Annotated in this window: 20 protein-coding genes, 6 pseudogenes and 1 other annotated feature; of the genes and pseudogenes, 13 read left to right on the top strand and 13 right to left on the bottom strand. The window is 40.7% G+C overall.

Annotated elements, in window-relative coordinates:
• Position 1: 1 nt before the first annotated feature.
• On the top strand, positions 2 to 1,969 hold the full coding sequence (locus HUK62_RS17540; RefSeq protein ID WP_176538558.1) for a multicopper oxidase domain-containing protein: 1,968 nt from the start codon (positions 2 to 4) through the stop codon (positions 1,967 to 1,969).
• Positions 1,956 to 2,786, top strand: a complete 831-nt coding sequence (locus tag HUK62_RS17535) for a copper resistance protein B (RefSeq protein ID WP_176538557.1) — start codon at positions 1,956 to 1,958, stop codon at positions 2,784 to 2,786. The genes HUK62_RS17540 and HUK62_RS17535 overlap by 14 nt, the downstream gene beginning before the upstream one ends.
• Positions 2,787 to 3,150: 364 nt before the next feature.
• Here HUK62_RS17535 and HUK62_RS17525 read toward each other — a convergent pair whose 3' ends face one another.
• The 4 genes and pseudogenes from HUK62_RS17525 to HUK62_RS19165 form a co-directional block, all read right to left on the bottom strand.
• Positions 3,151 to 4,797 (bottom strand): IS66 family transposase, encoded by a 1,647-nt coding sequence (locus HUK62_RS17525; RefSeq protein WP_121775637.1) that lies wholly within the window; start codon positions 4,795 to 4,797, stop codon positions 3,151 to 3,153.
• A 74-nt stretch (positions 4,798 to 4,871) separates the two neighbouring features.
• Entirely contained in the window at positions 4,872 to 5,207 is a 336-nt protein-coding gene (gene tnpB, locus HUK62_RS17520) for an IS66 family insertion sequence element accessory protein TnpB (protein ID WP_121775636.1), read from the bottom strand.
• Entirely contained in the window at positions 5,204 to 5,632 is a 429-nt protein-coding gene (locus HUK62_RS17515) for a transposase (RefSeq protein ID WP_121775635.1), read from the bottom strand. Before HUK62_RS17515 ends, tnpB begins: the two co-directional genes overlap by 4 nt.
• Positions 5,633 to 5,707: 75 nt before the next feature.
• Positions 5,708 to 5,816, bottom strand: a pseudogene (locus HUK62_RS19165) (IS6 family transposase); the annotation flags it as partial.
• Between HUK62_RS19165 and HUK62_RS17510 the strand changes: the two are divergent.
• A pseudogene (locus HUK62_RS17510) lies at positions 5,817 to 6,044 on the top strand (NAD(P)H-dependent oxidoreductase); the annotation flags it as partial.
• Between the two features lie 301 nt (positions 6,045 to 6,345).
• On the opposite strand, the gene HUK62_RS17505 reads toward HUK62_RS17510, so the two are convergent.
• Positions 6,346 to 7,475, bottom strand: a protein-coding gene (locus tag HUK62_RS17505; RefSeq protein WP_154020520.1) for an IS3-like element ISAcsp5 family transposase whose coding sequence is annotated in 2 segments (ribosomal slippage) — positions 6,346 to 7,223 and positions 7,223 to 7,475 — 1,131 coding nt in all. Because the reading frame shifts where the segments join, the coding sequence is not laid out codon by codon here.
• 66 nt (positions 7,476 to 7,541) lie between these two features.
• A pseudogene (locus HUK62_RS17500) lies at positions 7,542 to 7,862 on the bottom strand (recombinase family protein); the annotation flags it as partial.
• Between the two features lie 64 nt (positions 7,863 to 7,926).
• Here HUK62_RS17500 and HUK62_RS17495 point away from each other — a divergent pair.
• From HUK62_RS17495 to HUK62_RS17485, 3 genes are all read left to right on the top strand, one after another.
• Positions 7,927 to 8,631, top strand: a complete 705-nt coding sequence (locus HUK62_RS17495; protein WP_001067790.1) for an IS6-like element IS1008 family transposase — start codon at positions 7,927 to 7,929, stop codon at positions 8,629 to 8,631.
• A gap of 263 nt (positions 8,632 to 8,894) precedes the next feature.
• Positions 8,895 to 9,281 carry a diacylglycerol kinase gene (locus HUK62_RS17490; RefSeq protein WP_005404852.1) on the top strand — a complete coding sequence of 129 codons (387 nt, stop codon included), beginning with the start codon at positions 8,895 to 8,897 and terminating at the stop codon, positions 9,279 to 9,281.
• A 39-nt stretch (positions 9,282 to 9,320) separates the two neighbouring features.
• Complete coding sequence (locus HUK62_RS17485; RefSeq protein WP_005404853.1) at positions 9,321 to 10,031, top strand: phosphatase PAP2 family protein; 711 nt, start codon at positions 9,321 to 9,323, stop codon at positions 10,029 to 10,031.
• A gap of 27 nt (positions 10,032 to 10,058) precedes the next feature.
• Here the strand turns inward: HUK62_RS17485 and HUK62_RS17480 are convergent, their stop codons facing one another.
• From HUK62_RS17480 to HUK62_RS17470, 3 genes are read right to left on the bottom strand one after another with little or no spacing between them, the layout of a single operon-like run.
• Complete coding sequence (locus HUK62_RS17480; protein ID WP_176538556.1) at positions 10,059 to 11,378, bottom strand: ATP-binding protein; 1,320 nt, start codon at positions 11,376 to 11,378, stop codon at positions 10,059 to 10,061.
• A 5-nt stretch (positions 11,379 to 11,383) separates the two neighbouring features.
• Positions 11,384 to 12,055, bottom strand: coding sequence for a response regulator transcription factor (locus tag HUK62_RS17475; protein ID WP_176538555.1), 672 nt, complete (start codon positions 12,053 to 12,055; stop codon positions 11,384 to 11,386).
• 1 nt (position 12,056) lies between these two features.
• Complete coding sequence (locus HUK62_RS17470; protein ID WP_000916208.1) at positions 12,057 to 13,733, bottom strand: phosphoethanolamine--lipid A transferase; 1,677 nt, start codon at positions 13,731 to 13,733, stop codon at positions 12,057 to 12,059.
• A 370-nt stretch (positions 13,734 to 14,103) separates the two neighbouring features.
• Between HUK62_RS17470 and HUK62_RS17465 the strand changes: the two are divergent.
• The 5 genes and pseudogenes from HUK62_RS17465 to HUK62_RS17445 all read left to right on the top strand — a co-directional run.
• A pseudogene (locus HUK62_RS17465) lies at positions 14,104 to 14,670 on the top strand (IS6 family transposase); the annotation flags it as partial.
• A 112-nt stretch (positions 14,671 to 14,782) separates the two neighbouring features.
• Positions 14,783 to 15,915, top strand: a protein-coding gene (locus HUK62_RS17460; RefSeq protein WP_223235881.1) for an IS3 family transposase whose coding sequence is annotated in 2 segments (ribosomal slippage) — positions 14,783 to 15,035 and positions 15,035 to 15,915 — 1,134 coding nt in all. Because the reading frame shifts where the segments join, the coding sequence is not laid out codon by codon here.
• Between the two features lie 179 nt (positions 15,916 to 16,094).
• Positions 16,095 to 16,828, top strand: a pseudogene (locus HUK62_RS17455) (IS3 family transposase); the annotation flags it as partial.
• Positions 16,370 to 16,486 (top strand) — a sequence feature (AL1L pseudoknot). Its footprint overlaps the pseudogene before it by 117 nt.
• 513 nt (positions 16,829 to 17,341) lie before the next feature.
• A complete protein-coding gene (gene ltrA / locus HUK62_RS17450) occupies positions 17,342 to 18,583 on the top strand; it encodes a group II intron reverse transcriptase/maturase (RefSeq protein WP_004826931.1) in 1,242 nt (413 codons plus the stop codon).
• Between the two features lie 79 nt (positions 18,584 to 18,662).
• A pseudogene (locus tag HUK62_RS17445) lies at positions 18,663 to 19,148 on the top strand (IS3 family transposase); the annotation flags it as partial.
• Positions 19,149 to 19,199: 51 nt separating this feature from the next.
• Here the strand turns inward: HUK62_RS17445 and HUK62_RS17440 are convergent.
• The 3 genes from HUK62_RS17440 to HUK62_RS17430 form a co-directional block, all read right to left on the bottom strand.
• Entirely contained in the window at positions 19,200 to 19,571 is a 372-nt protein-coding gene (locus HUK62_RS17440; RefSeq protein ID WP_032029059.1) for a rod shape-determining protein, read from the bottom strand.
• 185 nt (positions 19,572 to 19,756) lie between these two features.
• Positions 19,757 to 20,089 carry a type II toxin-antitoxin system HicB family antitoxin gene (locus HUK62_RS17435; RefSeq protein ID WP_005404859.1) on the bottom strand — a complete coding sequence of 111 codons (333 nt, stop codon included), beginning with the start codon at positions 20,087 to 20,089 and terminating at the stop codon, positions 19,757 to 19,759.
• Positions 20,086 to 20,334: a type II toxin-antitoxin system HicA family toxin gene (locus HUK62_RS17430; protein ID WP_004812233.1), complete on the bottom strand. Its 249-nt coding sequence runs from the start codon at positions 20,332 to 20,334 to the stop codon at positions 20,086 to 20,088. Before HUK62_RS17430 ends, HUK62_RS17435 begins: the two co-directional genes overlap by 4 nt.
• Positions 20,335 to 20,587: 253 nt before the next feature.
• On the opposite strand from HUK62_RS17430, the gene HUK62_RS19160 reads away from it, so the two are divergent.
• The gene (locus HUK62_RS19160) at positions 20,588 to 20,791 is read left to right on the top strand and encodes a hypothetical protein (RefSeq protein ID WP_004896916.1); all 204 of its coding nucleotides are present in this window, start codon (positions 20,588 to 20,590) and stop codon (positions 20,789 to 20,791) included.
• Between the two features lie 203 nt (positions 20,792 to 20,994).
• Here the strand turns inward: HUK62_RS19160 and HUK62_RS17425 are convergent, their stop codons facing one another.
• Positions 20,995 to 21,561 carry a recombinase family protein gene (locus HUK62_RS17425; protein ID WP_000678311.1) on the bottom strand — a complete coding sequence of 189 codons (567 nt, stop codon included), beginning with the start codon at positions 21,559 to 21,561 and terminating at the stop codon, positions 20,995 to 20,997.
• A 497-nt stretch (positions 21,562 to 22,058) separates the two neighbouring features.
• Between HUK62_RS17425 and HUK62_RS17420 the strand changes: the two genes are divergently transcribed.
• Positions 22,059 to 22,394 carry a hypothetical protein gene (locus HUK62_RS17420; protein WP_035363642.1) on the top strand — a complete coding sequence of 112 codons (336 nt, stop codon included), beginning with the start codon at positions 22,059 to 22,061 and terminating at the stop codon, positions 22,392 to 22,394.
• Positions 22,395 to 22,418: the final 24 nt, after the last annotated feature.

The following is a 22,418-nucleotide window of genomic DNA, read 5'->3' as shown; positions in this document are numbered from 1 at the left end:
AATGTCAAAAAAGTTAAGTCATATACTCTTAATTGGAGTTGGTTTATTTTCATCAACTTGGGTAATGGCGGCAGTTAAAGAATATGATTTAACAATCGCTGAACAAACTGTAAATATCACAGGAAAACCGCTAAAGAGAATTACTGTAAATGGTAAATTCGTTGCACCACTTCTTGAATTTGAAGAAGGTGATGAGGCCGTTATCCGTGTTCACAATAAGTTAAAAAATCAGGACTCTTCAATCCATTGGCATGGCTTATTATTACCTGGAATTATGGATGGTGTACCTGGATTTAACAAATTTCATGGCATTGCCCCTAATACAACTTATGAATATAAGTTTAAAGTCCGCCAAAATGGTACTTATTGGTATCATTCACATAGTAAAGGACAAGAACAAGACGGTTTATATGGTGCTTTTGTTATTTATCCTAAAGATAAAACTCCACTAACAGCTGCTGAAAAAACCGATAAAGATTACGTTGTTTTGCTTTCTGATTTTCATAATTCGACAAGTGATCAAATTATGAAAAATATTAAAAAAGAATCAGACTACTATCAGAACCGCCGCGAAACAGTATTCGATGTATTAAAACAAGTTAAACGTGATGGGCTAAAAGCGACTTGGCAAGACCGCTCTATGTGGAATCAGATGCGAATGCAGAAAACAGATATGTCCGATGTGACTCGTTATACATTTTTAATGAATGGCAAGACACCTCAGCAAAATTGGACGGGTAACTTCAAAGCTGGTGAAAAAGTTCGCCTTCGTTTTATTAATGCTTCCGCTATGTCATTTTTTGATGTACGCATTCCAAACCTAAAAATGACTGTAGTCAGTGCTGATGGTCAACCTGTAAAACCTGTCCCTGTAGATGAGTTCCGTATTGGTACTGCTGAAACCTATGATGTCATTGTGGAACCCAAACAATCAAATTATCAAATTGAAGCAGAATCAATTGATAGGAGTGGTTTTTCAGTTGGTTCCTTACATGATGAGAATACTCCTCCAATAAATCAAATCAAAATGCCGAAGTCACGTCCTCGTTCTTTATTAACTATGGAAGATATGGGGATGGGGCATGATATGTCTTCTATGGCGGGCATGAATCACGACATGTCTTCAATGAAAGGCATGGATCATGATATGTCGTCTATGACAGATAGCTCAAAAGATCAGTCAATGTCTGGAATGAACCATGACATGTCTTCAATGAAAGGTATGGATCACGATATGTCATCTATGACAGACAGCTCAAAAGATCAGTCAATGTCTGGAATGAACCATGACATGTCTTCAATGAAAGGTATGGATCACGATATGTCGTCTATGACAGACAGCTCAAAAGATCAATCTATGTCAGGTATGAACCATGGCATGCAAATGACTACATCTAATGCACCTACACAAGAAAAGAATGGTGATGTTGTATATGGCTGGGCAAATGCTTCAACACCTGTTGGTCAAAAAGCACTTCAATATAGTGACTTACAATCTTTAAAGCCTCAACCAGATACTCGTGCCCCTGAACGTGAAATGGAAATCCGTCTTGGTGGGAACATGGAGCGCTATATTTGGACAATTAATGGTAAGAAGTTTAATGAAACAGAACCATTCAAAGTGAAATACGGGGAACGTATACGCTTGAAATTTGTGAATGACAGTATGATGGCTCACCCAATGCACTTGCACGGTATGTTTATGCAGCTTGAAAATGGTCAAGATCCAAGTAATATGCCGAATAAACATACCATCATTGTGCCACCGGGGAAAACAGTTACAACTTTACTTACTGCTGATGAATTAGGTGAATGGGCTATCCACTGCCATTTGTTATATCACATGGCCGCTGGAATGATGAACAAACTCATTGTGGCAAGTGTAGATAGCAATGATGATGATACGAAAAGTATCGTTGCCCAACCTCAAACTAGCCATGAGGGAGTGAATCAACATGCACATCACTAAACAGTTATATTCAAAAACAATTTTATCAATTGCATTAGTAAGTATATCAAACTTAACTTTTGCTGATAACAGTACTTCGCAACAAGAAAGTAATATTACAAATGGGGGAGATAATATTATTCTGACCGCAAGTAAGAGATCAGCCCCATCTAATGATGATCATCTTAAAGAACATGGCGGACAAATTTATCAATTAACAAGACTTGAAAATGCATGGTTAGTTGATGAAGACGGTAAGGGCAACCTAGGAACAAGGTTTGATACTTTAATTGGGACAGATGAAAATCGTCTATTTATTGAAGCAAATTTGGACAAAGCAGAAAGCAATGATCCTAAATATGATGTATCTGCACTTTATAGCCGTAATGTAGCACCCTTTTGGGATGTACAAGCTGGGGTAAGGTATAGTGAGGACAAAAATAACCGTAATAGTAATCGCATTGATGGCGTTATTGGATTATTAGGTCTTGCTCCTTATTTCTTTGAGACAAAAGCTTATCTTTATGGTGGTGAAAATAATTTTTGGGGAGCTAGTTTTGACGTGAATCGAGACTTATTACTTACCCAAAAGTTAATTACTCAACCTTATATCGAAGCAGATATTGTACTCAATGATAATTCTGACTTTGCTTCTAAGACTGGCTTGTCTGGATTAAAGACTGGTATAAAAACCAGATATGAGATTACTAAAAGGATTAGACCCTTTGTGGATGTTGCATATCAATATGAAAAAGGGTTGAAAGAGACAAGATTCCAACAAGCCACTGACTCAAAAAAAGGCTGGTTGTATGGTGCAGGTATCCAATTAATTTTTTAAAATAATATGACTTGGAATCATGAATGGTAGCTTCGGCTACTATTCATGAAATTGTTGTCATTTCCTTTCGAATCTGTAAAACTAAAAAAGCTTAAATTTTGGTCTTATCTCTATGCAGTGGTTAAAAACATGCCTATCGCTGTTTTTATCGTTTGCTATCCTTTTAGTAGGATCGGCTGCTGCTGCTTCGTCTGTACATAAGCGGTGTTTAATGCCATCTGAATAGATGCATGTGGCATAGCCGTCTTCATCGATTTGAATCCTAAAGTGGCCCTAATGATCCGCTTTAGCTTGCCATGATTACATTCGATCACGTTATTTTTATACTTAACCGTAAGCGTGCGCTGAACCCCATAGCTATTTTTTAATTTTGGTCGGGTTTCCAGCGGTGCGGCAGCAATTCTTCTATTTGGCTCACTTTATGTGTCGGCAACCTTTTCAGCACATTACTTAAATAGGCATACGGATCCAAGCCATTCAGTTTTGCTGACTGGATTAAAGTCATGATATTGGCAGCTCGTTGGCCGCTGCGCAGCGAGCCAGCAAACAGCCAGTTCTTTCGTCCCAAGGCCCAGGGGCGCATTGAGTTCTCAGCCCAATTATTGTCAATGGGCAGATTGCCATCATCCAGATAGCGGCTTAAGGCTTGCCAACGCTTCAGACTGTAATTGATTGCCTTGGCGGTTGGAGAACTCGATGGCACCGTCAGATAATGTTGGTTTAACCATTCATACAGTTGTTGCATCACCGGTTGACTATGCTGTTGCCGGTATTCGCAGCGTTGTTGCGTTGTACCATCCGTCTTTTTCCTGAGTTCTGCTTCTATGGCATACAGTTTCTGAATCAGCACTAATGCCTGTTCAGCGATCTGACTTTTCCCGGTCACATGCAGTTCATGGAATTTACGACGTGCATGTGCCATGCAGCCCACCTCAATGACATCGCCTGATCTAAAGCGGGCTTTATAACCACTATAATCATCACAGACCAAATGACCCTGCCAGCCTTTCAGGAAGGCTTCAGCATGCTGACCTGAACGGCTCGGCTGAAAGTCATAGATCACCGCCTGAACCGGATTGTACTGTGTCGTGGCATAGGCCCAGACATAACCTTTCTTCGGTTTTTTTTCATCATCACCAAGCTGCATGGTGGTGACCGGCGTTTCATCTGCATGGATCACCCGCTGCTGCAGCACCACCTGTTTTAAGACATCCGTCAAGGGTTCAAGTTCCACCCCGCAGCGACCAATCCAGTCAGATAATGTGGATCTGGACAGATCAATACCTGCGCGTAGAAAGATTTGACGTTGACGGTACAGCGGTAAATGATCGGCATACTTGGACACCAGCACATGGCTAAGCAGTTCAGGACTGGCAATGCCTTTATCAATCACATAAGCAGGCATCGCTTGCTGAGTCAGGGTGTCGCACTGATCACAGACCCATTTACCACGTACATGCTGTTCCTTATAGAACTGTGCCGGTCTAAAATTCAGTTTTTCACTGACATCTTCACCGATACGACGCAGTTGGCATCCACAAGCACATTGGGTTGATGCAGGTTCATGCTCAATACGGAGAGTGAGTAGATGATCTGGGAGCGGTCGACGTTTAGGTTTGTTGACGAGAGCTTTCTGTGTCGCTGCATCGATTTTATCTGCATTCAGCCGTTCCAGTTCCAAATCGACTGCTGCGATATCTTCTTCAACCGCTTCATCCCACAGATGGATTTGTTTTGCTGTTAGATGTTCGTTTTTACTGCCGAATTTGTGCTGTTTAAATAGTGCGAGCTCATGCTCGTATTTTTGCGTGAGAATGGAAAGATGTTGGTTGGTTACTTCAAGATGTTGAACTTTGGCATCTAATTGTTGATTTGATACTTCTAGATGTTGAATCTTGGTATCTAATTGTTGATTTGATTGCGCTAGAGACTGATGCTGAATCGCCAACTGTCTGGTAAATTCCAGCAGTTGCTCATAGGTCAGTTGGCTTAAATCAGGCAGCGTATTCATGACCGCAGTATGCCTGAGGTCATGATGCAGAGGAAATAGAACGTTTGGAGAATAGCAGAATGCACGAGCTTGGTTTAGAGCATAGTCACCACCTGCTGTCGTCCAATGCGCTGCCAGGGCAAACCCTGGATCAATGCCTGTAACTGTTCCGGACTGAGGGCTACGGTTTCACCCTGATGAACCTGCGCCCAGTGAAATTTCCCCTGTTCCAGCCGCCGGGCACACAGCCAGATGCCCAATCCATCATGCACCAGCACTTTCATGCGATGGCCACGTTTATTACAGAACAGGTAAGCGCAATGCGGTTTGATGTAACCAAAGGCTCTCACCACCTGAGCCATGGCAGTATCCATACCCGCACGCATATCCATCGGCTGGGTAGAGAGCCAGATTTCATTTATATGGATCATTGAGTCAAACCTTGGATGAGTAACAGTAATTCAGTTGCAGACTCCACTGGCCATTCGATTTCGATCACCTGATCTCTTGCGGAACATTGTTTCTGATGCAGTGGAATTCTGATATGAGCGACAGCTTTCTTCTCCGGCACAGATGGCGGAGGTGCTTCTTGTTTGACTGGAGTCGGGTGAAGAATGACCGGAAGAAAGTCAGTCTGTGGAATGGAGGGGGGTGTTAATGCAGAGGGCATTGATCTGGACTGACGAATCCATTTATGCAACAGATTCGCATTGACCTGATGTTGCATTGCTACCTTAGCCACCGATGTATCTGGCTGCTGGCATTGCTGAATAAGTTGATGTTTAAATTCAGCCGTGAAGGTTCGACGGGGCTTTTTTAGCGTTGCTGTACTGTCTATAACTGTCTTTAAATCCATAAATAGGTGTCCACTTAAATTTAGTGGACACTATCGCGGTATTAATGAGTTAGAAAAAGTGGGGTTCAGCGGACGCTTACACTTAACCTGCCTGTGCTCAAGATCTGGTGGACATTTTCTTTCCCATTTTAACCGTGACAAAGCACCTCCATATGTGTGCTTTATCTGTATCTATCACTTGTGGGGCCTTCCTTTGCCAGAAGATGCGGATACTGAGCATCCAAAAGTAAAAGAACTGCATGAGCTTCTTGCATGGTCTGAAGGTATGGTCTGGTGTTCACCTGAACGTCATGGTTCTATGAGTTCCATTTTTAAATCACAAATAGACTGGATTCCACTTGCAGGAGGAGCAATCCGTGCTACCCAAGGTAAAACCCTTGCCTTGATGCAAGTCAGTGGTGGATCACAGTCTGAACCGTACCGGGTTTGTCGGAGAGTCAATATTCTGAGAGACTATCCCGATGACAAAATTAAAATATACCCCTGAAATCAGAGAAAGAGCGGTTCAAAAAATTTGAAACTACCATCTTAATGATATACTCTAATTGATATACATTTAGATTGGGTTGTTTATAATGTTGATGCTTCGATTACCTGTAGAATTAGAAAAACAGTTAGATCAACTGGCTGAAAAGAGTCAAAGTAATGTGGTTCCGTTAATTAGACCACTCAATTCAGTTTTATAAGTGATAAATCCGCTCTAAATATTTAAATTATGCTGCCATTACTTTTAGTAAATGTTGATCATAAAATTCATTTGGTGTTGCCTTATTCAAACTTGAATGAGGACGTATCATGTTATAAAAATCCAAATATTCAGCAATTGATAGTTTCGCTTGTTTAACCGTATCGTAAGCCTTCAAATAGACTTCCTCATGCTTCACGCTGCGCCATAAACGCTCAATCATTACATTATCCATCCATCGTCCTTTCCCATCCATACTGATACGGATATTTCGCAATTTTAACTCATTCAAAAATGCCTCGCTTGTGAATTGACTGCCTTGGTCTGTATTAAACACCTCTGGACAACCATATTTCACAATTGCTTCTTGCAACGCATCTATGCAAAAGTCTGTTTCCATACTGATCGATACTCGATGAGCCAGTACTTTACGACTATGCCAATCTATAATTGCACACAGATAGACAAAGCCTTTAGCCATAGGAATGTACGTGATATCTGTACACCAGACTTGATTAGAGTGATCGATGACCATGTTTTTCAACAGATATGGGAAAATACGGTGTGCAAGATTAGGCTTACTGGTATTGGGTTTTGGATACAAGGCATGTATTCCCATCAAGCGCATTAAACGTCGGACTTTACGCCGACCTATTTGATGTCCTTGACGCTGTAGCATATCTCGTATCATTCGACTGCCCATAAATGGGTAGTCGAGATGAATTTCATCGATTAGACGCATCCAACTCAAATCAGTTGATGAAATCTCTTTGGGCTTGTAATACAACGTACTGCGATTGATTTGAATCAATTGCGATTGTTGTCGTACCGAAAGTTGATGGGTCTTATCGATCATTTTTTGCCGCTCAGCTGCCCTATTTTTCTGAGCGCACCTTCTAAAAAATCAATTTGCAATGCCTGATGTCCTATCTTGGCATGTAGAGCTTTGAGGTCAATCTCTGGTTCTTGTTGTGATGTTGGTCGTGAAAAAATATTGACTGATTGCTCAAGCAGTTGATTTTTCCAATCGATGATTTGGTTTTGATGTAAGTCGAATTGAGTAGAAAGTTCAGCGAGTGTGTGGTCGCCTTTAATTGCTGCGAGAGCAACTTTAACTTTAAACTCTGCTGAATGATTACGACGTTTTCTTCGTGTCATGGTTGACTCCAAAAACAAGCATTTCCCATGCTTATTGGGGAGTAGATTATCACTTATAGGCGTGGTCTAAAATCCTATACCCACATCAATTTTTGAAGGGTACTTCCCTTCCTTCCATTCTTGTCGCAAAGCTTCAGCTTGATCAGGCTTCAATTTATGTACCCGGCCTTTGTACTTCCCTTGAGCAGAGGCGAGTTTAATTCCTTCCTTTTGCCGCTCTAAAATGATCTCACGTTCGAACTGTGCAAACGCACCCATCAGTTGCAGCATCAAATTATCCATCGGGGTAGATTGGGCAGTGAAAGTAATATTTTCTTTTACAAACTGGATGGCGATCCCTCGTTTGACCAGTTTATCTACTTCAGTGACCAAATCTTTTAGACTGCGTGGCACTGTTGCAAATAGGCTGACATGATAAGCTAAATATCTTATTTATTTCGAGATACAGCAGATGAATCCCTTCCATGGTCGGCACTTTCAAGGTGAAATCATTCTTTGGGCTGTTCGTTGGTATTGTAAATATGGCATCAGCTATCGTGAACTTCAAGAAATGCTCGCTGAACGAGGTGTGAATGTTGACCACACCACAATTTATCGTTGGGTTCAGCGTTATGCTCCAGAAATGGAAAAACGCTTACGCTGGTATTGGCGTAATCCTACAGATTTACATTCATGGCATATGGATGAGACTTATATCAAAGTGAAGGGGCGATGGACTTACCTGTATCGTGCAGTTGATCAACGTGGTCATACGATTGACTTTTACCTTTCCGCTAGACGGAACAGTAAATCAGCCTATTGTTTTTTAGGAAAGATCTTCAATACGGTGAAAAAATGGCAAATTCCACGGGTCATCAATACAGATAAAGCAGCGACCTATGGCCATGCTTTATCACGGTTAAAGCGAGAAGGAAAATGTCCAGTAGATATTGAGCACAGGCAGATTAAGTATAAAAATAATGTCATTGAATGTGATCATGGTAAGTTAAAGCGGATCATCAGGGCCACATTAGGATTCAAATCTATGAAGACGGCTTATGCCACAATTAAAGGTATTGAAGTCATGCGTGCACTACGTAAAGGACAAGCATCGTCATTTTATTATGGTCAGCCTCAAGGTGAAGTGTGTCTAATCAACAGGGTTTTCGGTCTCTAAGCACTTTTAAAAAGGAACTTCATCGACTCAAATCTCTATTTGCAACAGTGCCATAAATAAACAGCTTTTTTACACAAACATTCAAAAGGTGAATTCTCCCCAATCCATTCAAATTAATTTTTTTATATGAAAGCTGATTGAAATACACATCTAGATCATAAATCTGATTAGATAAATGCGGATCAAATCGACATCCATTTTTAAGAGAGTTTTAAGGTTAAGAACTTAAATTAATCAAATTTCGTCTTAACTGAATCATTTCTATGTCCCCTGATCGTTCACTTTATAAAGGCACTTCCGGAATACAACGTATTTTCAATGCTACCCGTTATTCCATGGCTGGTTTGAAAACCGCCTTTCAAAATGAGGCCGCCTTCCGGCAGATCCTGCTGATTAATCTTATTTTGATTCCTCTAAGCTTTTGGATGCCAGTTAGCCGAGTTGAGCAAGCGCTCATGGTCGCCGTGTGCCTGTTGGCGCTGATCATTGAACTGATTAACTCAGCGATAGAGGCAGTGGTAGATCGTATTTCCATGGAACGGCATGAACTGTCTAAAAATGCCAAGGATATGGGCAGTGCGGCTCAGTTTGTAGCACTTAGTTTAATTGCCCTGACCTGGGGCATCATTTTGGCTGGTCATTTGATTTGACCTCTGCTCTTGCTACTGCCTGAAATGGACAACTTAAAAATGATCACTGACCGTTCCCGGTTTTTACTGACCCAAACTTTACTTTTGATCTTCAGTTTTTTGATTCTTCTCAACTTCTTTGACATTGGAGGAGTGCTGGACTTACAGCTCATCTATCCCTTTATCGATGATCATGGTCAATTTCCCCTTCGACAACAATGGGCACTGGCAGAACTCAATCATCGCTATGTGAAAGACCTGCTGATTCTAGTGTATATCACATTATTACTGGGCTGGTTGGCATCACTAAAATGGCAGAACTGGCATACGCGGCGCTGGGAATTTGGCTATTTTTTTAGCATGGTGGTGCTGACCACGGCCTCGATCGGAATTTTAAAATCTCAGTCGGCCCATGCCTGTCCCTGGGATATGACCATACCTACCCATAACGGGATTTTGTGGGATTTTAGTGCTACTGCGGGCCACTGTTTTCCTGGAGGGCATGCATCTAGTGGTTTTGCGTTGATGGCTGGTTATTTTGTTTATCGCATTTCTAACCGCAAGCGTGCTTATTTTCTTCTGATCGCTGCAGTAATTTTAGGGTTGACCATGGGCTGGGCACAAATGATGCGCGGAGCACATTTCCTGAGTCATAATTTATGGACTGGCTGGATTATCTGGTGCATGAATGTCATTGGCTATACGCTGTTTAGCCATAAACTACCCATAGAAAAGACCACTCCTATACTCTCTAGTATCAGGCAACCTTAACTCCAAAAAAACCAGAAGCTTATTCGCTTAGACTTCGATTAAAGGAAGCTTGACCTGTACACAAAGGCCACTCAGATTGGTACTTCGCGAAAATTCTAGTGTTCCACCCAAGCGCTCGGTGGCTTTATCTACAATGGATAAACCCAAACCGCTGCCAATTTCTGCATGGTTATGTATCCGGTAGAAGCGTTGCCGGATCTGATTGAATTGAGCAGGATCTATCCCTGCCCCACTGTCTTCAATTTGTAAAACCGCCTGCCGTCCTTGCTGGAAAATAGATACATTAATCACGCCATCCTTCGGACTATATTTAATTGCATTATCAATTAAATTATAAATAATCGAGTGCAAGGCCGAAGCTTGGCCCTGAATCAACAGTTCCTGCTGCTGTTCTACGCCCAAATCAATGTCTTTCTGTAGCGCCAATTGAATTAGTTCTTCGATACAGGTGACTGTCATTTGATTCAGTGATAGCAATTGAACAGGTTCGCTTAAACCTTCGGTCACATCCTGTTTGGCCAGACTCAATAACTGGTTGACCAGATGCTGCATACGCAAAATGCCTTGACTCAAATTATGGATAGACTCGCTTTGAGGGAACTGCTGTAGCAAAATTTGCAGCTGTAAGTTTAGTGCTGTCAGTGGCGTGCGTAATTCATGGGCAGAATCTGCTACAAATTGACGTTGTTCCTGTTGGGCCAGAGAAATGCGGCCAAACAAATAATTCATTTCCTGAATGGTCGGTTCCAGCTCCAAGGGATAATCTTTCATTGCAATTGGCTTTAAGTCTTGTGCCTTGCGGCTGGCCAATTCAGTTTTAAAATCATTGAGCGGCTGAAAATTTTTCCGGATCATCCAGCCTAAGCCAAATACTGCAAAAGGTAAAAAAAGCACATAAGGAAGAAACATATTGGCTGCCAGCTCCAGCGCCAGTTCCTGCCGGACATTTTGCTGCTGGCTCACCTGAATCTGTAATTGCTTACCAGGAATAATATAAGTTAACCAGGTTCCATACGGCGTTTGATGCTTGTAGAAACCTGCTTTCCTGACCGGCGCCACCAGAACATCCTGCAGATGCAAGGAAGTGGCTGTATCTGTATAGGACCAGATATCTACAAATAAATCTTCTTCACTGTATTGTTTTGCCAGATCGATTTGACTTTGCAGGGGCTGCGGATGATTTTCTGAAATGCGCTCTGCCAGGCTTTGCATCTGTTTATCCAGTACTTCATTAATTTCTTCGAGCGCAATCCGGTATGCAGCAAAGATCAGCACACAGCCCAGCACCACGCTAAACAGTGAAATATAAATAACTAGACGTTTTTGCAAGGAATAACGTTTCTGCATGGCGCTCATCCTAAGCGATACCCTAGCCCACGTATGGTACGTATGAAGTCTTTTCCTAGTTTTGCCCGCAGATGATGGATATAAACTTCTACCGTATTACTGCTTACATCACTATCAAAATCATAAAGCTTGTCTTCTAAATCGTTTTTAGAAAAAATTTTGCTAGGATGCATGAGGAGTGCAGTGAGAATAGACCATACCCGATTAGATAACTCGATCGGTTCATCATTAAAGCATGCAATGTGCTGTTCCAGGTCCAGTTCCAGCCCACTGTGTGATAATTTCTTATTTATATCTGTCACAGTATTTTTTAAACCACTACGGCGTATTAAGGCATGAATACGGGCCAGTAGCTCGTCAAATTCATAGGGTTTAATCAAGTAATCATCTGCTCCCTGATTCAGCCCATCTACCCGATTTTGTAACTGATCCCGGGCAGAGATAATCAGCACCGGTAAATTCGGAAACTTCTGCCGGATATTTTTTAGCACCAGCATGCCATCCATCATCGGCAAGCCTAAATCGAGCAGGACAATATCGTAGACCTGCTGCTGTAACTGTTTTAAACCCTCAATCCCATTATTGACCCAATGCACATCAAACTGATGCAGCTTGAGCAATGTTTCAGTCGACTCGGCAATCATAAAGTCATCTTCAATAATCAGTATTTTATGCATTTCAAGCTCTGTTCTTTAAGGATGGTGAGCATTGTGCAAGCATATCATTTTTAGCTTCAGTCACTTGCGTTTTTATATCCAGTAAACTTAATAAGCTGGGGAAAAGATGATCCTGACTACGGGCCTGTTCGGTCTGTCCTTTGAGACAGCTGACCTGCTGGGTATTCTGCTGCTTCCAGGCATCGGAGAACCACATCAGCATCGGGACATGGGTTTGCTGGGTCGGTGCCATGCTATAAGGAGCACCATGCAGGTATAAACCATGCTCTCCGGTGGATTCTCCATGATCAGACAGGTACCAGAAACCGGTCTGATATTGAGTCTGCTGCTTTAAAGTTTCAATGATCTGGGCAAGAACATGGTCTGTATATACAATCGAATTATCATAGCTATTCTTTAATTCTTCTGTACTACAGCCCTGAATAGCATTGGTATTACAGGTCGGTTGAAATGGCTGATATGGCGCTTTGGAACGCTTGTAATATGCGGGGCCATGACTACCCATCTGATGCAGTACAATTAATTGTGGTTTCGGGTTGTTTTTATCCAGATGTGCCAGATAATCTTTCAGGCTATCCACCAGGATTTCATCAAAACATTCACCACCGGCATCACACCACTTCTGTTTCAGTTGTGCCGGAATCTGGTATTTTTGTACCCGGTCACAGGCACCTTTACAGCCCGAATTATTATCAATCCAGGTCACCTGATACCCGGCGCGCTGAGCAATATCCAGTAAACCTTCTCGGTGGCTGGCTAACTGTTCATCATAGGTTTCACGTGACATGCCCGAAAACATACAAGGGACTGAAACAGCTGTGGCAGTTCCACAAGAGCTGACCTGATTGAAATTAATTACTGGTAACTTGCTCAGTTCAGGATTGGTATTGCGCGCATAGCCATTTAAAGCGAAACTCTCGGCACGTGCAGTTTCTCCCACTACCAGCACCATCAATTTGGGTTGTTTCTGTATTTGAGCCTGCTGCAGCAGATGGGCATCTTCACCATAAGGAATCAAAGGCAAATTCGCTTTAGGTGCTTTCTTTTTATAGTAGGATACGGTGGATGCAATGCTATTTTGTGGGGAAATCATGCCCTTCAGATCGCGGTGCTCGCGGAAGATGGCTGCATAATCGACATAAAAACAGAATAACAGTCCTAGAATCAATACGGCCGAAAGCAGACTGCTAAGGCTTTTATGCAACAATTGACGCCCGAAAGATGCAGGCTGAATGTTCAGCATCCAGATGATACACAAAGGAAAAATCACAAAGACCAGCGTCCAGATCACCAGCCGTATTGACCAGAGATCACGGACTTCCCGAGCATCGGTCTGCAGCATATTCTGGATCTGGTCCGGCGTAATAACAACCCCCAGACTATTGACAAAATAAGCACTAAAACCGCCCAGAATGATCAGCACACTGGCCAGTATCTTGGCATTCCATTTCCAGTTCAGCCACTGCAAGACCAGATTGTACAAGCCGATAACTACCAGGACTGTAGCCGCCAATAATGCGCCTGCCTTGAGGTTGGTATAAGGCGTCAATTGATGGATTTTCTGATAGAAAGCAAAGTTTAAGACCAGTCCCAGCCAAATGGCGAGTAAAAGGTTGAAGCGTGCAAGGCTGATGGGTTTGATCTGGCGTAGACCGGGAAAAGAAGGCAGCTTAAGCATTTTTTTAGTTCAAAGACTTTAATATGCTTTAGCCTAAAATTTGAATCTTAAAAATGACTTAAAATAATCTGAGAACTACAAAAACTTATACATATTTTGATTTCAAATCAAATCTGATAAAACTAAAAATGCAGCCCAAGCACGTTGGGGAAAATCCGCAAGTAATGCTCAAGCAAATCATGAGCACAGCCCGAGTATTACTCAAGTCATGCTTGAACCATGCCCTGAATAGCCACCACTTTCCTAGACAAATACAGCCCAAAGAATGATTTCACCCTGAAAATTCCGACCATGGAAGGGATTCATATGCTGCACCTTTAGCTAAAAGAGGATTCAGCTTACCATTAGTGGTTATTTGCAACAGTGCCCTATTTACCGCTGGGTTCAGCGCTACGCCCCTGAAATAGAAAAACGCTTACGCTGGTATTGGCGTAATCCTACAGATCTGAGCTCATGGCATATTGATGAAACTTATGTAAAAGTAAATGGACAATGGTCTTATCTGTATCGTGCAGTCGATCAACGTGGCTATACGATTGATTTTTATCTTTCTTCTAGACGTAATACCAAATCAGCATATTGTTTTCTTGGAAAAATTTTAAATAATGTGAAGAAGTGGCAAATTCCACAAGTGATCAATACGGATAAAGCACCCACATATGGAGGTGCTTTATTACGGTTAAAACAGGAAGGAAAATGTCCACCAGACCTTGAGCACAGGCAGGTTAAGTACAAAAATAACGTGATCGAATGTGATCATGGTAAGTTAAAGCGGATCATCAGGGCCACGTTAGGATTCAAATCTATGAAAACGGCTTATGCCACAATTAAAGGTATTGAAGTCATGCGTGCACTGCGTAAAGGACAAGCTTCATCATTTTATTATGGTCAGCCTCTGGGTGAAGTGTGTCTAATCAACAGGGTTTTCGGTCTCTAAGCACTTTTTAAAGGGAACTTCATCAGAGGTGGATCAGGAAATTTGAACAACACTTATAAGTGATATTTTGCTCCCCAAATGATGTTATAAACATCAATATATGGAGTATTTTATGGCACGTAGACCAAGAAGAAATCATTCAAATGATTTTAAAGCTAAGGTAGCACTTGCTGCGATTAAAGCAGAAAAAACACTTGCTGAATTGAGTGCTGAATTTGATGTTCATCAAAACCAAATTATCGACTGGAAAAATCAACTGATTTCAGCTTCCTCGCAAGCTTTCGATCAATCAAAAGCTCCAACAGAACCACCCATCGATCTAAAAAAACTACATGCAAAAATCGGTGAGCAGGCATTAGAAATTGATTTTTTAGAAGGTGTGTTGAAGAAACTGGGCCGCTTCAACCACAAAAGTTAATCGATGACTCACTTCAGATTTCAGTATCTAAGCAAGCTCAGCTGCTGAAAGTCTCCCGTGGTTGTTATTACTATCGCCCAAAACCTGTGAGTGCATCAGATCTGAAGCTAATGCGGTGTATGGATGAGTTACATATGCAATACCCTTTTGCAGGTAGCCGGATGATGCGTGATTTGTTGAATCGTCAAGGACATCATATAGGACGACGTCATACACGTACTTTAATGAAGAAAATGGGCATTAATGCGTTATATTGCAAACCAAATTTAAGCCAGGCTAATCAAGCTCACCGCAAATATCCATATCTGCTCAAAGGATTGGCTATTCAGCGCAGTAATCAAGTGTGGTCTACGGATATAACGTATATCCCTATGGCAAAAGGCTTTGTTTATTTATGTGCTGTGATTGATTGGCATAGCCGCAAGGTACTTGCGCATAGAGTATCGATTAGTATGGAGGTTACATTTTGCATAGAAACATTAAATGAAGCTATTGAAAAATATGGTCGACCTGAAATATTTAATACAGACCAAGGCAGTCAGTTTACCAGTGATGCATTTATTGATGTATTGAAATCAAATGGCATTCAAATCAGTATGGATGGTAAAGGTCGATGGGTTGATAATGTGATGGTTGAACGATTATGGCGGAGCGTTAAATATGAAGAGGTGTATCTCAAAGCCTACAGCAATGTTTTGGATGCGAAGAAGCAATTAAACGCATATTTTGAATTTTATAATTTGAAACGACCTCATTCGAGTCTGGACAAAATGACTCCAGATGAGTTTTACTATGACCAGCTACCACAACAAAATAAGGTAGCTTAACTAGAGCAGAGTATCACTTATAAATAAGCTTTTAGTTGTTCAAACATGTGGGACCACCTCTATCGACTCAAATTTCTATTTGCAACAGTGCCTCTAAAAGGGGCTTAACCGCCATTATGTTAAATAGGGTGAACCGTACCGGGTTTGTCGGAGAGTCAATATTCTGAGAGACTATCCCGATGACAAAATTAAAATATACCCCTGAAATCAGAGAAAGAGCGGTTCAATTATTGATTGAATCTGAAAAAGATTATCCTTCTACTTGGGCTGCAATCACAGCAATTGCGCCTAAGATTGGTTGTACTCCTGAAACACTTCGTGCCTGGCATCAAAAGCATTTAGATCAGCAAAATCCTATTAAAGTACAACAGATATCTGATCAAGAAAAAATGAAGCAAATGGAACGTGAAATTAAAGAATTAAAGCGTGCCAATGAAATTCTACGTAAAGCAGCCGCTTTTTTCGCCCAGGCGGAGCTCGACCGCCCACACAAATAATGGTGGATTTCATCCATAACAATAAAGACTTATATGGTGTTGATGCGATTTGTAGGATTTTACCGATCGCAGCTTCAACCTATTACCGAACTTTAGATCTCGCTGACAATCCAGAACATCGAGCGAAACGAGATCTACATGATGAGCATCATGCTGAAAAAATTAAACGAATTTGGAAAGAAAGTTCAGGTCGATATGGTGTGCGTAAGGTCTGGCAACAATTGAAACGTGAAGGTTATGTTATCGCACGTTGTACAGTTGCTCGATTAATGAAAAAGCTAGGTATACAAGGTGTTTGGCGTGGTAAGAATAAACAAACCACCCGTAGCCGAGATGATCAAAAAAGAGCAGATGATTTAGTGAAACGTAATTTTAATGCTGATCATCCTGACCAACTGTGGGTGAGTGACTTTAGTGTGCCGCAGCAAGCGGCGTAAGAGATGAGGGTATGGCCCCTCGCTATCGGCTTGCAGGAGCAGGTAGCAAACCACCATAAGCGGCTTGGATCAAAAGTCCCGGTCGTGAGCGTTATGGAAAAGGCATCGTAGAGATGTCAGGTAAGAATTAGGAAGGCGAACACCAGTGAACTGCCGTTCAAGTGTCGAAAGTACTCAAATGACATCAAAACCGGGGATGGAAGTTACCCCGCGATTAGTTTGGCCGTTACCTGCTTACGGGCCATTCGGTGTCCGGCGTAGAGGCAGCGCGATCCTAATTCAGGCTCTTACGTTGAACTGCGGGAACCTTCGGTGGCGATGTCAAGCGAAAGGCACAAGCTCAAAAGGCAAGGCTGATAATAGCAATGCGTCACCAAGGGGCGGAGCAACTCGTAGTAGTGTTGAAGTTACTGTAATGGTAATGGAGCGAAGGGGTTGCATTATCCAGGTCTACGGATTTGTCAACTGTGCAAGCAGGAGGAGCAAAACTTTATGACCAAACCATTTAACATTCCTAAAGCGTTAATCTGGGAGGCATTTAAAAAAGTCAAAGAGAATGGTGGCGCTCCAGGCGTTGATCATGAATCTATTGAGCAATTCGAAAAGCATTTAAAGAACAACCTATACAAACTATGGAATCGACTTTGTTCTGGCAGTTATTTTCCACCGCCAGTTAAGGCTGTTCCGATTCCAAAGAAGTCAGGTGGCGTGCGTATACTAGGTATTCCAACAGTTGCAGATCGAGTCGCGCAAACAGCAGTTAAGCTCTTATTAGAGCCGAAAATTGATCCATTATTTCATCCAAACTCATATGGATATCGTCCGGGGCGTTCTGCCCATGATGCAATTGCGATAGTGAGGAGACGAAGTTGGGATTATGACTGGGTTGTGGAATTTGATATCAAAGGTCTCTTTGATAACATCGACCATGATTTACTCATGCGTGCACTCAAGAAACACTGTGAAATTCCATGGATTCTTTTATATGTGCAACGTTGGTTAAAAGCACCAATGCAACACATAAATGGCCATCTTTTAGAAAGGAATCGCGGCACACCACAAGGTGGTGTTGTGAGTCCTTTATTGGCGAATTTATTTATGCATTATGCTTTTGATATGTGGATTACGAAACATCTTCAAAGTGTACGGTTCTGCCGTTATGCAGATGATGGCGTAATTCATTGTCGGAGTTTATCTCAAGCCAAACTTGTTTTACAAAAGATCGATGCACGATTTCGTGAATGTGGTCTCGAATTGCATCCAGACAAGACAAAGATTGTTTATTGCCAAGATATTAATCGTCGTAAAGCATATCCCGATGTTCAATTTACTTTTCTCGGGTACACGTTTAGGCCCCGTAAGGCTGTGGACAAGTATAAAAGAGTTTATGTAAATTTCTCTCCTGCAGTCAGTCGTGATGCACTTAAAGCAATGCGACAGACTATTCGGAAATGGCATCTACATCTGATGTGTAATCGCGAATTAAGTGATTTATCTGCAATATTCAATCCAATTCTTCAAGGTTGGCAGCAATACTATGGTCGATTCCATGGTTCAGCAATGTCAGCGATCTGGCAACACATGAATGCTTATCTTATACGCTGGATGAGGCGTAAGTATAAAAACTTGGCCCGTCATAAAAGACGGGCTAGATATGCCTTAGGGCGACTTGCGCGTGATTTTCCAAATGCCTTTGTGCACTGGAAAATGGGATGTTTACCATCGGTTGGATAATGGGAGCCGGATGAGCTGAGAGGTTCATGTCCGGTTCTGCGAGGGGCTAAGGGTGAAATTCCCTTGGTCTACTCACCCGTATATTCAAACTCATTCAGGCTGGGTATATACCGCCTTTATTATTGATGTGTTCTCACGAGCAATTGTTGGATGGAAAGTATCTACACGGATGAATACAGATATGGTGCTCGATGCACTTGAGCAAGCATTGCACGATCGAGGCATGCCAAAGAATGTGATTCATCATTCCGACAGAGGTGTGCAATATCTTTCTATTCGCTATACCAATCGTTTAGAAGCAGCAAATTTACGAGCATCAGTCGGTACGACTGGTGATTCATACGATAATGCTCTGGCTGAAACGGTGAATGGCTTATACAAAACAGAGGTGATTGAATATTTAAAAGCAGATTGGCAAGGTTTAGCAGATGTACAACTTGCGACACTAAACTGGGTAGATTGGTTCAATAAAAAGCGTGTACACAGTGCACTGGGTTATGTATCGCCTTTTGAGTTTGAAGCAATGTACTATGATAAGATTAACCCGTTAGGTCAGGTGGCCTAACTTAAATAAAAAAGTCTCCGACAAACCCGGTACGGTTCAGGGCTTATAAAATTATTCTTCAATAGAATTTCCATCAAGGTCATATAGCTTTACTTCTCTTGCACCAGCATTAAAAAATAACTCCTTAAAAGCTCGTATTTCAATCTTAGTTAAACTACCTTGTATCGGCTCCATTATTTGGACAATCGTAATAGGAGCTGTAAACTTGAAAAAAGATAAACCGTTAGAATGGTGTCTCATTAAAGCTTTTAATGTTGTTGTAGCGCTTTCAAAATCTGCCAAAATCATTCTTGGGTGATCATAAGGTGATTTAGGAATTTCAGTTGCTTTGGCTATGCCATTCTCTGCCATCAAACTTATACGGTTTTTGTAAAAATGTACCCATATCGCTTTAGGATATTTTTTTAAATCGTCTCTTATCATTTTAGTTCTTAACTTGGATGCTCATTTAATTATAAATATATATTTTTTTTAATTTCAATTGGATAATTCTTAATTTCTTCTAAAATTGACATAATACACCTTACACGAAACTAAAAATGGGAGCTTTAAGCTCCCATTTTTGCTGAGTTTTTCAATTTTTAGGTAGTAGCCTAGGCTTCAATAAATTACGCACCTAAACGCATTAACTTTTCTTGAATCGCCTCACTGACAAAGGCATTTAGAGAATTACTTGATGCTAAAACCGCCTTACGGTGCAATTCAGGGCTAATACGGACATTAAAAGTGCCTTTGAATGGTTGATCAGGAGATTTTCCTAGTTCAGCACATGATTCTAAATAGCCGTCTACAGATTCCTGAAAAGCTTTCTCAAGGGCTTTTAAAGTTTCCGCTTCATAGGTAATAAGATCACGAATAAAAGCAAGTTTTCCAAATAACTCACCTGTTTCAAGATCAGGCTCAATTGTTCCGAGATAACCTTTGTACTTTAAATAGCTCATAAAAATCCCTCCTGCTTGAGTGCCTGTTTTACAGCTTTCAATGCCCCACCTTTGATTTCATTTTCAGGGTGTGGTCTATGCAGTAAAATCATATGTTCAGTTTTTTCATTAAAAAACCGAACACGAGAGCCTGCCATTTCAAATTTTTCATAGCCGAGCTGGCTCAGTAAAACGACTAAATCTTTATATGGAAACGTATTTTTTGAATTTCCAAATTTTTCCAATAACTTTTCCGTTTTACCCATATTTTAGCCCTACTCAGTTACGACTAAGTATAGTCCCTTGAAATTAAAAAATGCAACTAAATTTAGTTGCATTTCATATAACCGCCATTATGTTAAATAGATAGCATTTGGGGGATATTATTTATTCTTTCAATAGGCAGAAACTTGCAGAATTTTTCTTAATTTGTAATCCTTGCGGCTAAGGGTGTCTAGCGTAGCTAAGACAGGTATTCGTTATAGTCGGGCCGCTATAATACGGATAACGAGTGCCTGTATGTTTAACCTAAATATCTTTAATAAGATCTCTAGCGAAGTATTGACCATCAAAAATGATCTTGAGCTGAATTCCGAGAATCAACTGATAACTAAATATAAGACTTCTACTTCTGAAGATTATAAAAAAGCAATTATTTTGATCTTTAAAGAACGTGGCTATACCAGGTTAGAAATAGGTCAGTTACTTGAAGGCCAACTCTAAAGACTTCCTAAAAATAACATAATACACCTTATACGTAATGCTTGATATTTCTCTTTAAATATCATTATATTAAAGCAAGCCGTTCTGGAATATAGGACACCAGAGCGGCTTTTTATTGATTATTCATGTTCCACGCTTAAAATTCGAACAGTGTTTCATGATTTTTATAAGTTAAACTAAATTTAGTTGCTAATCCCAATAAGCTATTCACTAACTTGTAAATATCGGTATACCGCCTGACGACTAATCCCAAAAGCTTTCCCTAATGCCATTTTCGATGGATACTTCCCCTCCTTCCATGCTTGTCGTAAAGCTTCAGCTTGGTCAGGCTTTAGTTTATGCACCCGACCTTTGTACTTCCCCTGAGCAGAGGCGAGTTTTATTCCTTCCTTTTGCCGCTCTAAAATGATCTCACGTTCGAACTGTGCAAAAGCACCCATCATTTGAAGCATCAAATTATCCATCGGGGTGGATTCGGCTGTAAAAGTAATATTTTCTTTTACAAACTGGATGGCGATTCCTCGTTTGACCAGTTTATCTACTTCAGTGACCAAATCTTTTAGGCTTCGCGCAAAACGATCCATTGAATGTACAATCACCCTGTCCCCTTCCCGGACATAGTTCAACATTTCCTGAAATTTAGGTCGGTCAGTATTTTTACCTGAAGCACGGTCAACAAAAATCCGATCGACCTCAATTCCTTCAAGTTGACGTCCAGTGTTTTGCTCGACAGAACTTACCCGGACATACCCTACTTTTTGGCCTTTCACTTTTTCACGCCCCAATTGGATAAAAATGAACAATTTCGTAAATTATAAATCTTTAACACTAAAGTTACATGTTACTTATGATTAAAAATCATTTAAATGATACATAATTTCATGAACTTTCAGATTGTAACTTTAGGGTATACTCTATAGTTACATAATTCGTGATTTAAAGAGACCTAGAAAAATAGAAATGGTATTTATTTGAGCTAATCAAAGTTGAGAAACTTTAGAATTCTTGCGTTAGTCAAATTTTAAGCAGCCAAAAGCTATATTTTATGAGGTTTTAGCCAATTCAAAAATTAGATAAACTATACTTTCGCAAGAGGTCTTTTGATTAAATAATAAGCGTGGAACGTGAAAAATCATAAAAAAAGCCCACCTTGGGGAAGATGGGCTATCAACTAGAAACTACAGCATTGATTTCTAAAGAGAATTATAACGAATTTCGTATAAGGTGTATTATGTTAATTTTAGGGAAATTAATCAGTTGATGAAAAATGAAAATAGGAATTTTTTGGTTTTTGCAAAAGCAAGTTATCGGCATAGCTCATCCATTCAATTTAAATGATGCAGATTCAATAGGCTTAATTGATAGTCCATATACACATGTCGATTATTGGAAAAATATGCAAAGTGTATACCCAGAACTACGTCATTATGAATATGAACAGATTCCAAGGGGTAGGGTAATTTTCGACGCAAATAAAGGAAAAGCAATCGTGTATATGGACAAAAAATTATTTAACACAGTAACAGCCACTAAAATTTATGATTTCTTTGATATAGATTCAGAAAATGCTATTCCAAGAAAAGATCCTCACTATCGTACTTAATTGTTTAATTTAGGCTAAAATGAA

Source organism: Acinetobacter sp. NEB 394, assembly GCF_013374795.1.
GTDB lineage: Bacteria > Pseudomonadota > Gammaproteobacteria > Pseudomonadales > Moraxellaceae > Acinetobacter > Acinetobacter johnsonii.
Note: the sequence above shows the minus strand (reverse complement) of the source record. Positions and strands in the feature narration are given on the sequence as shown.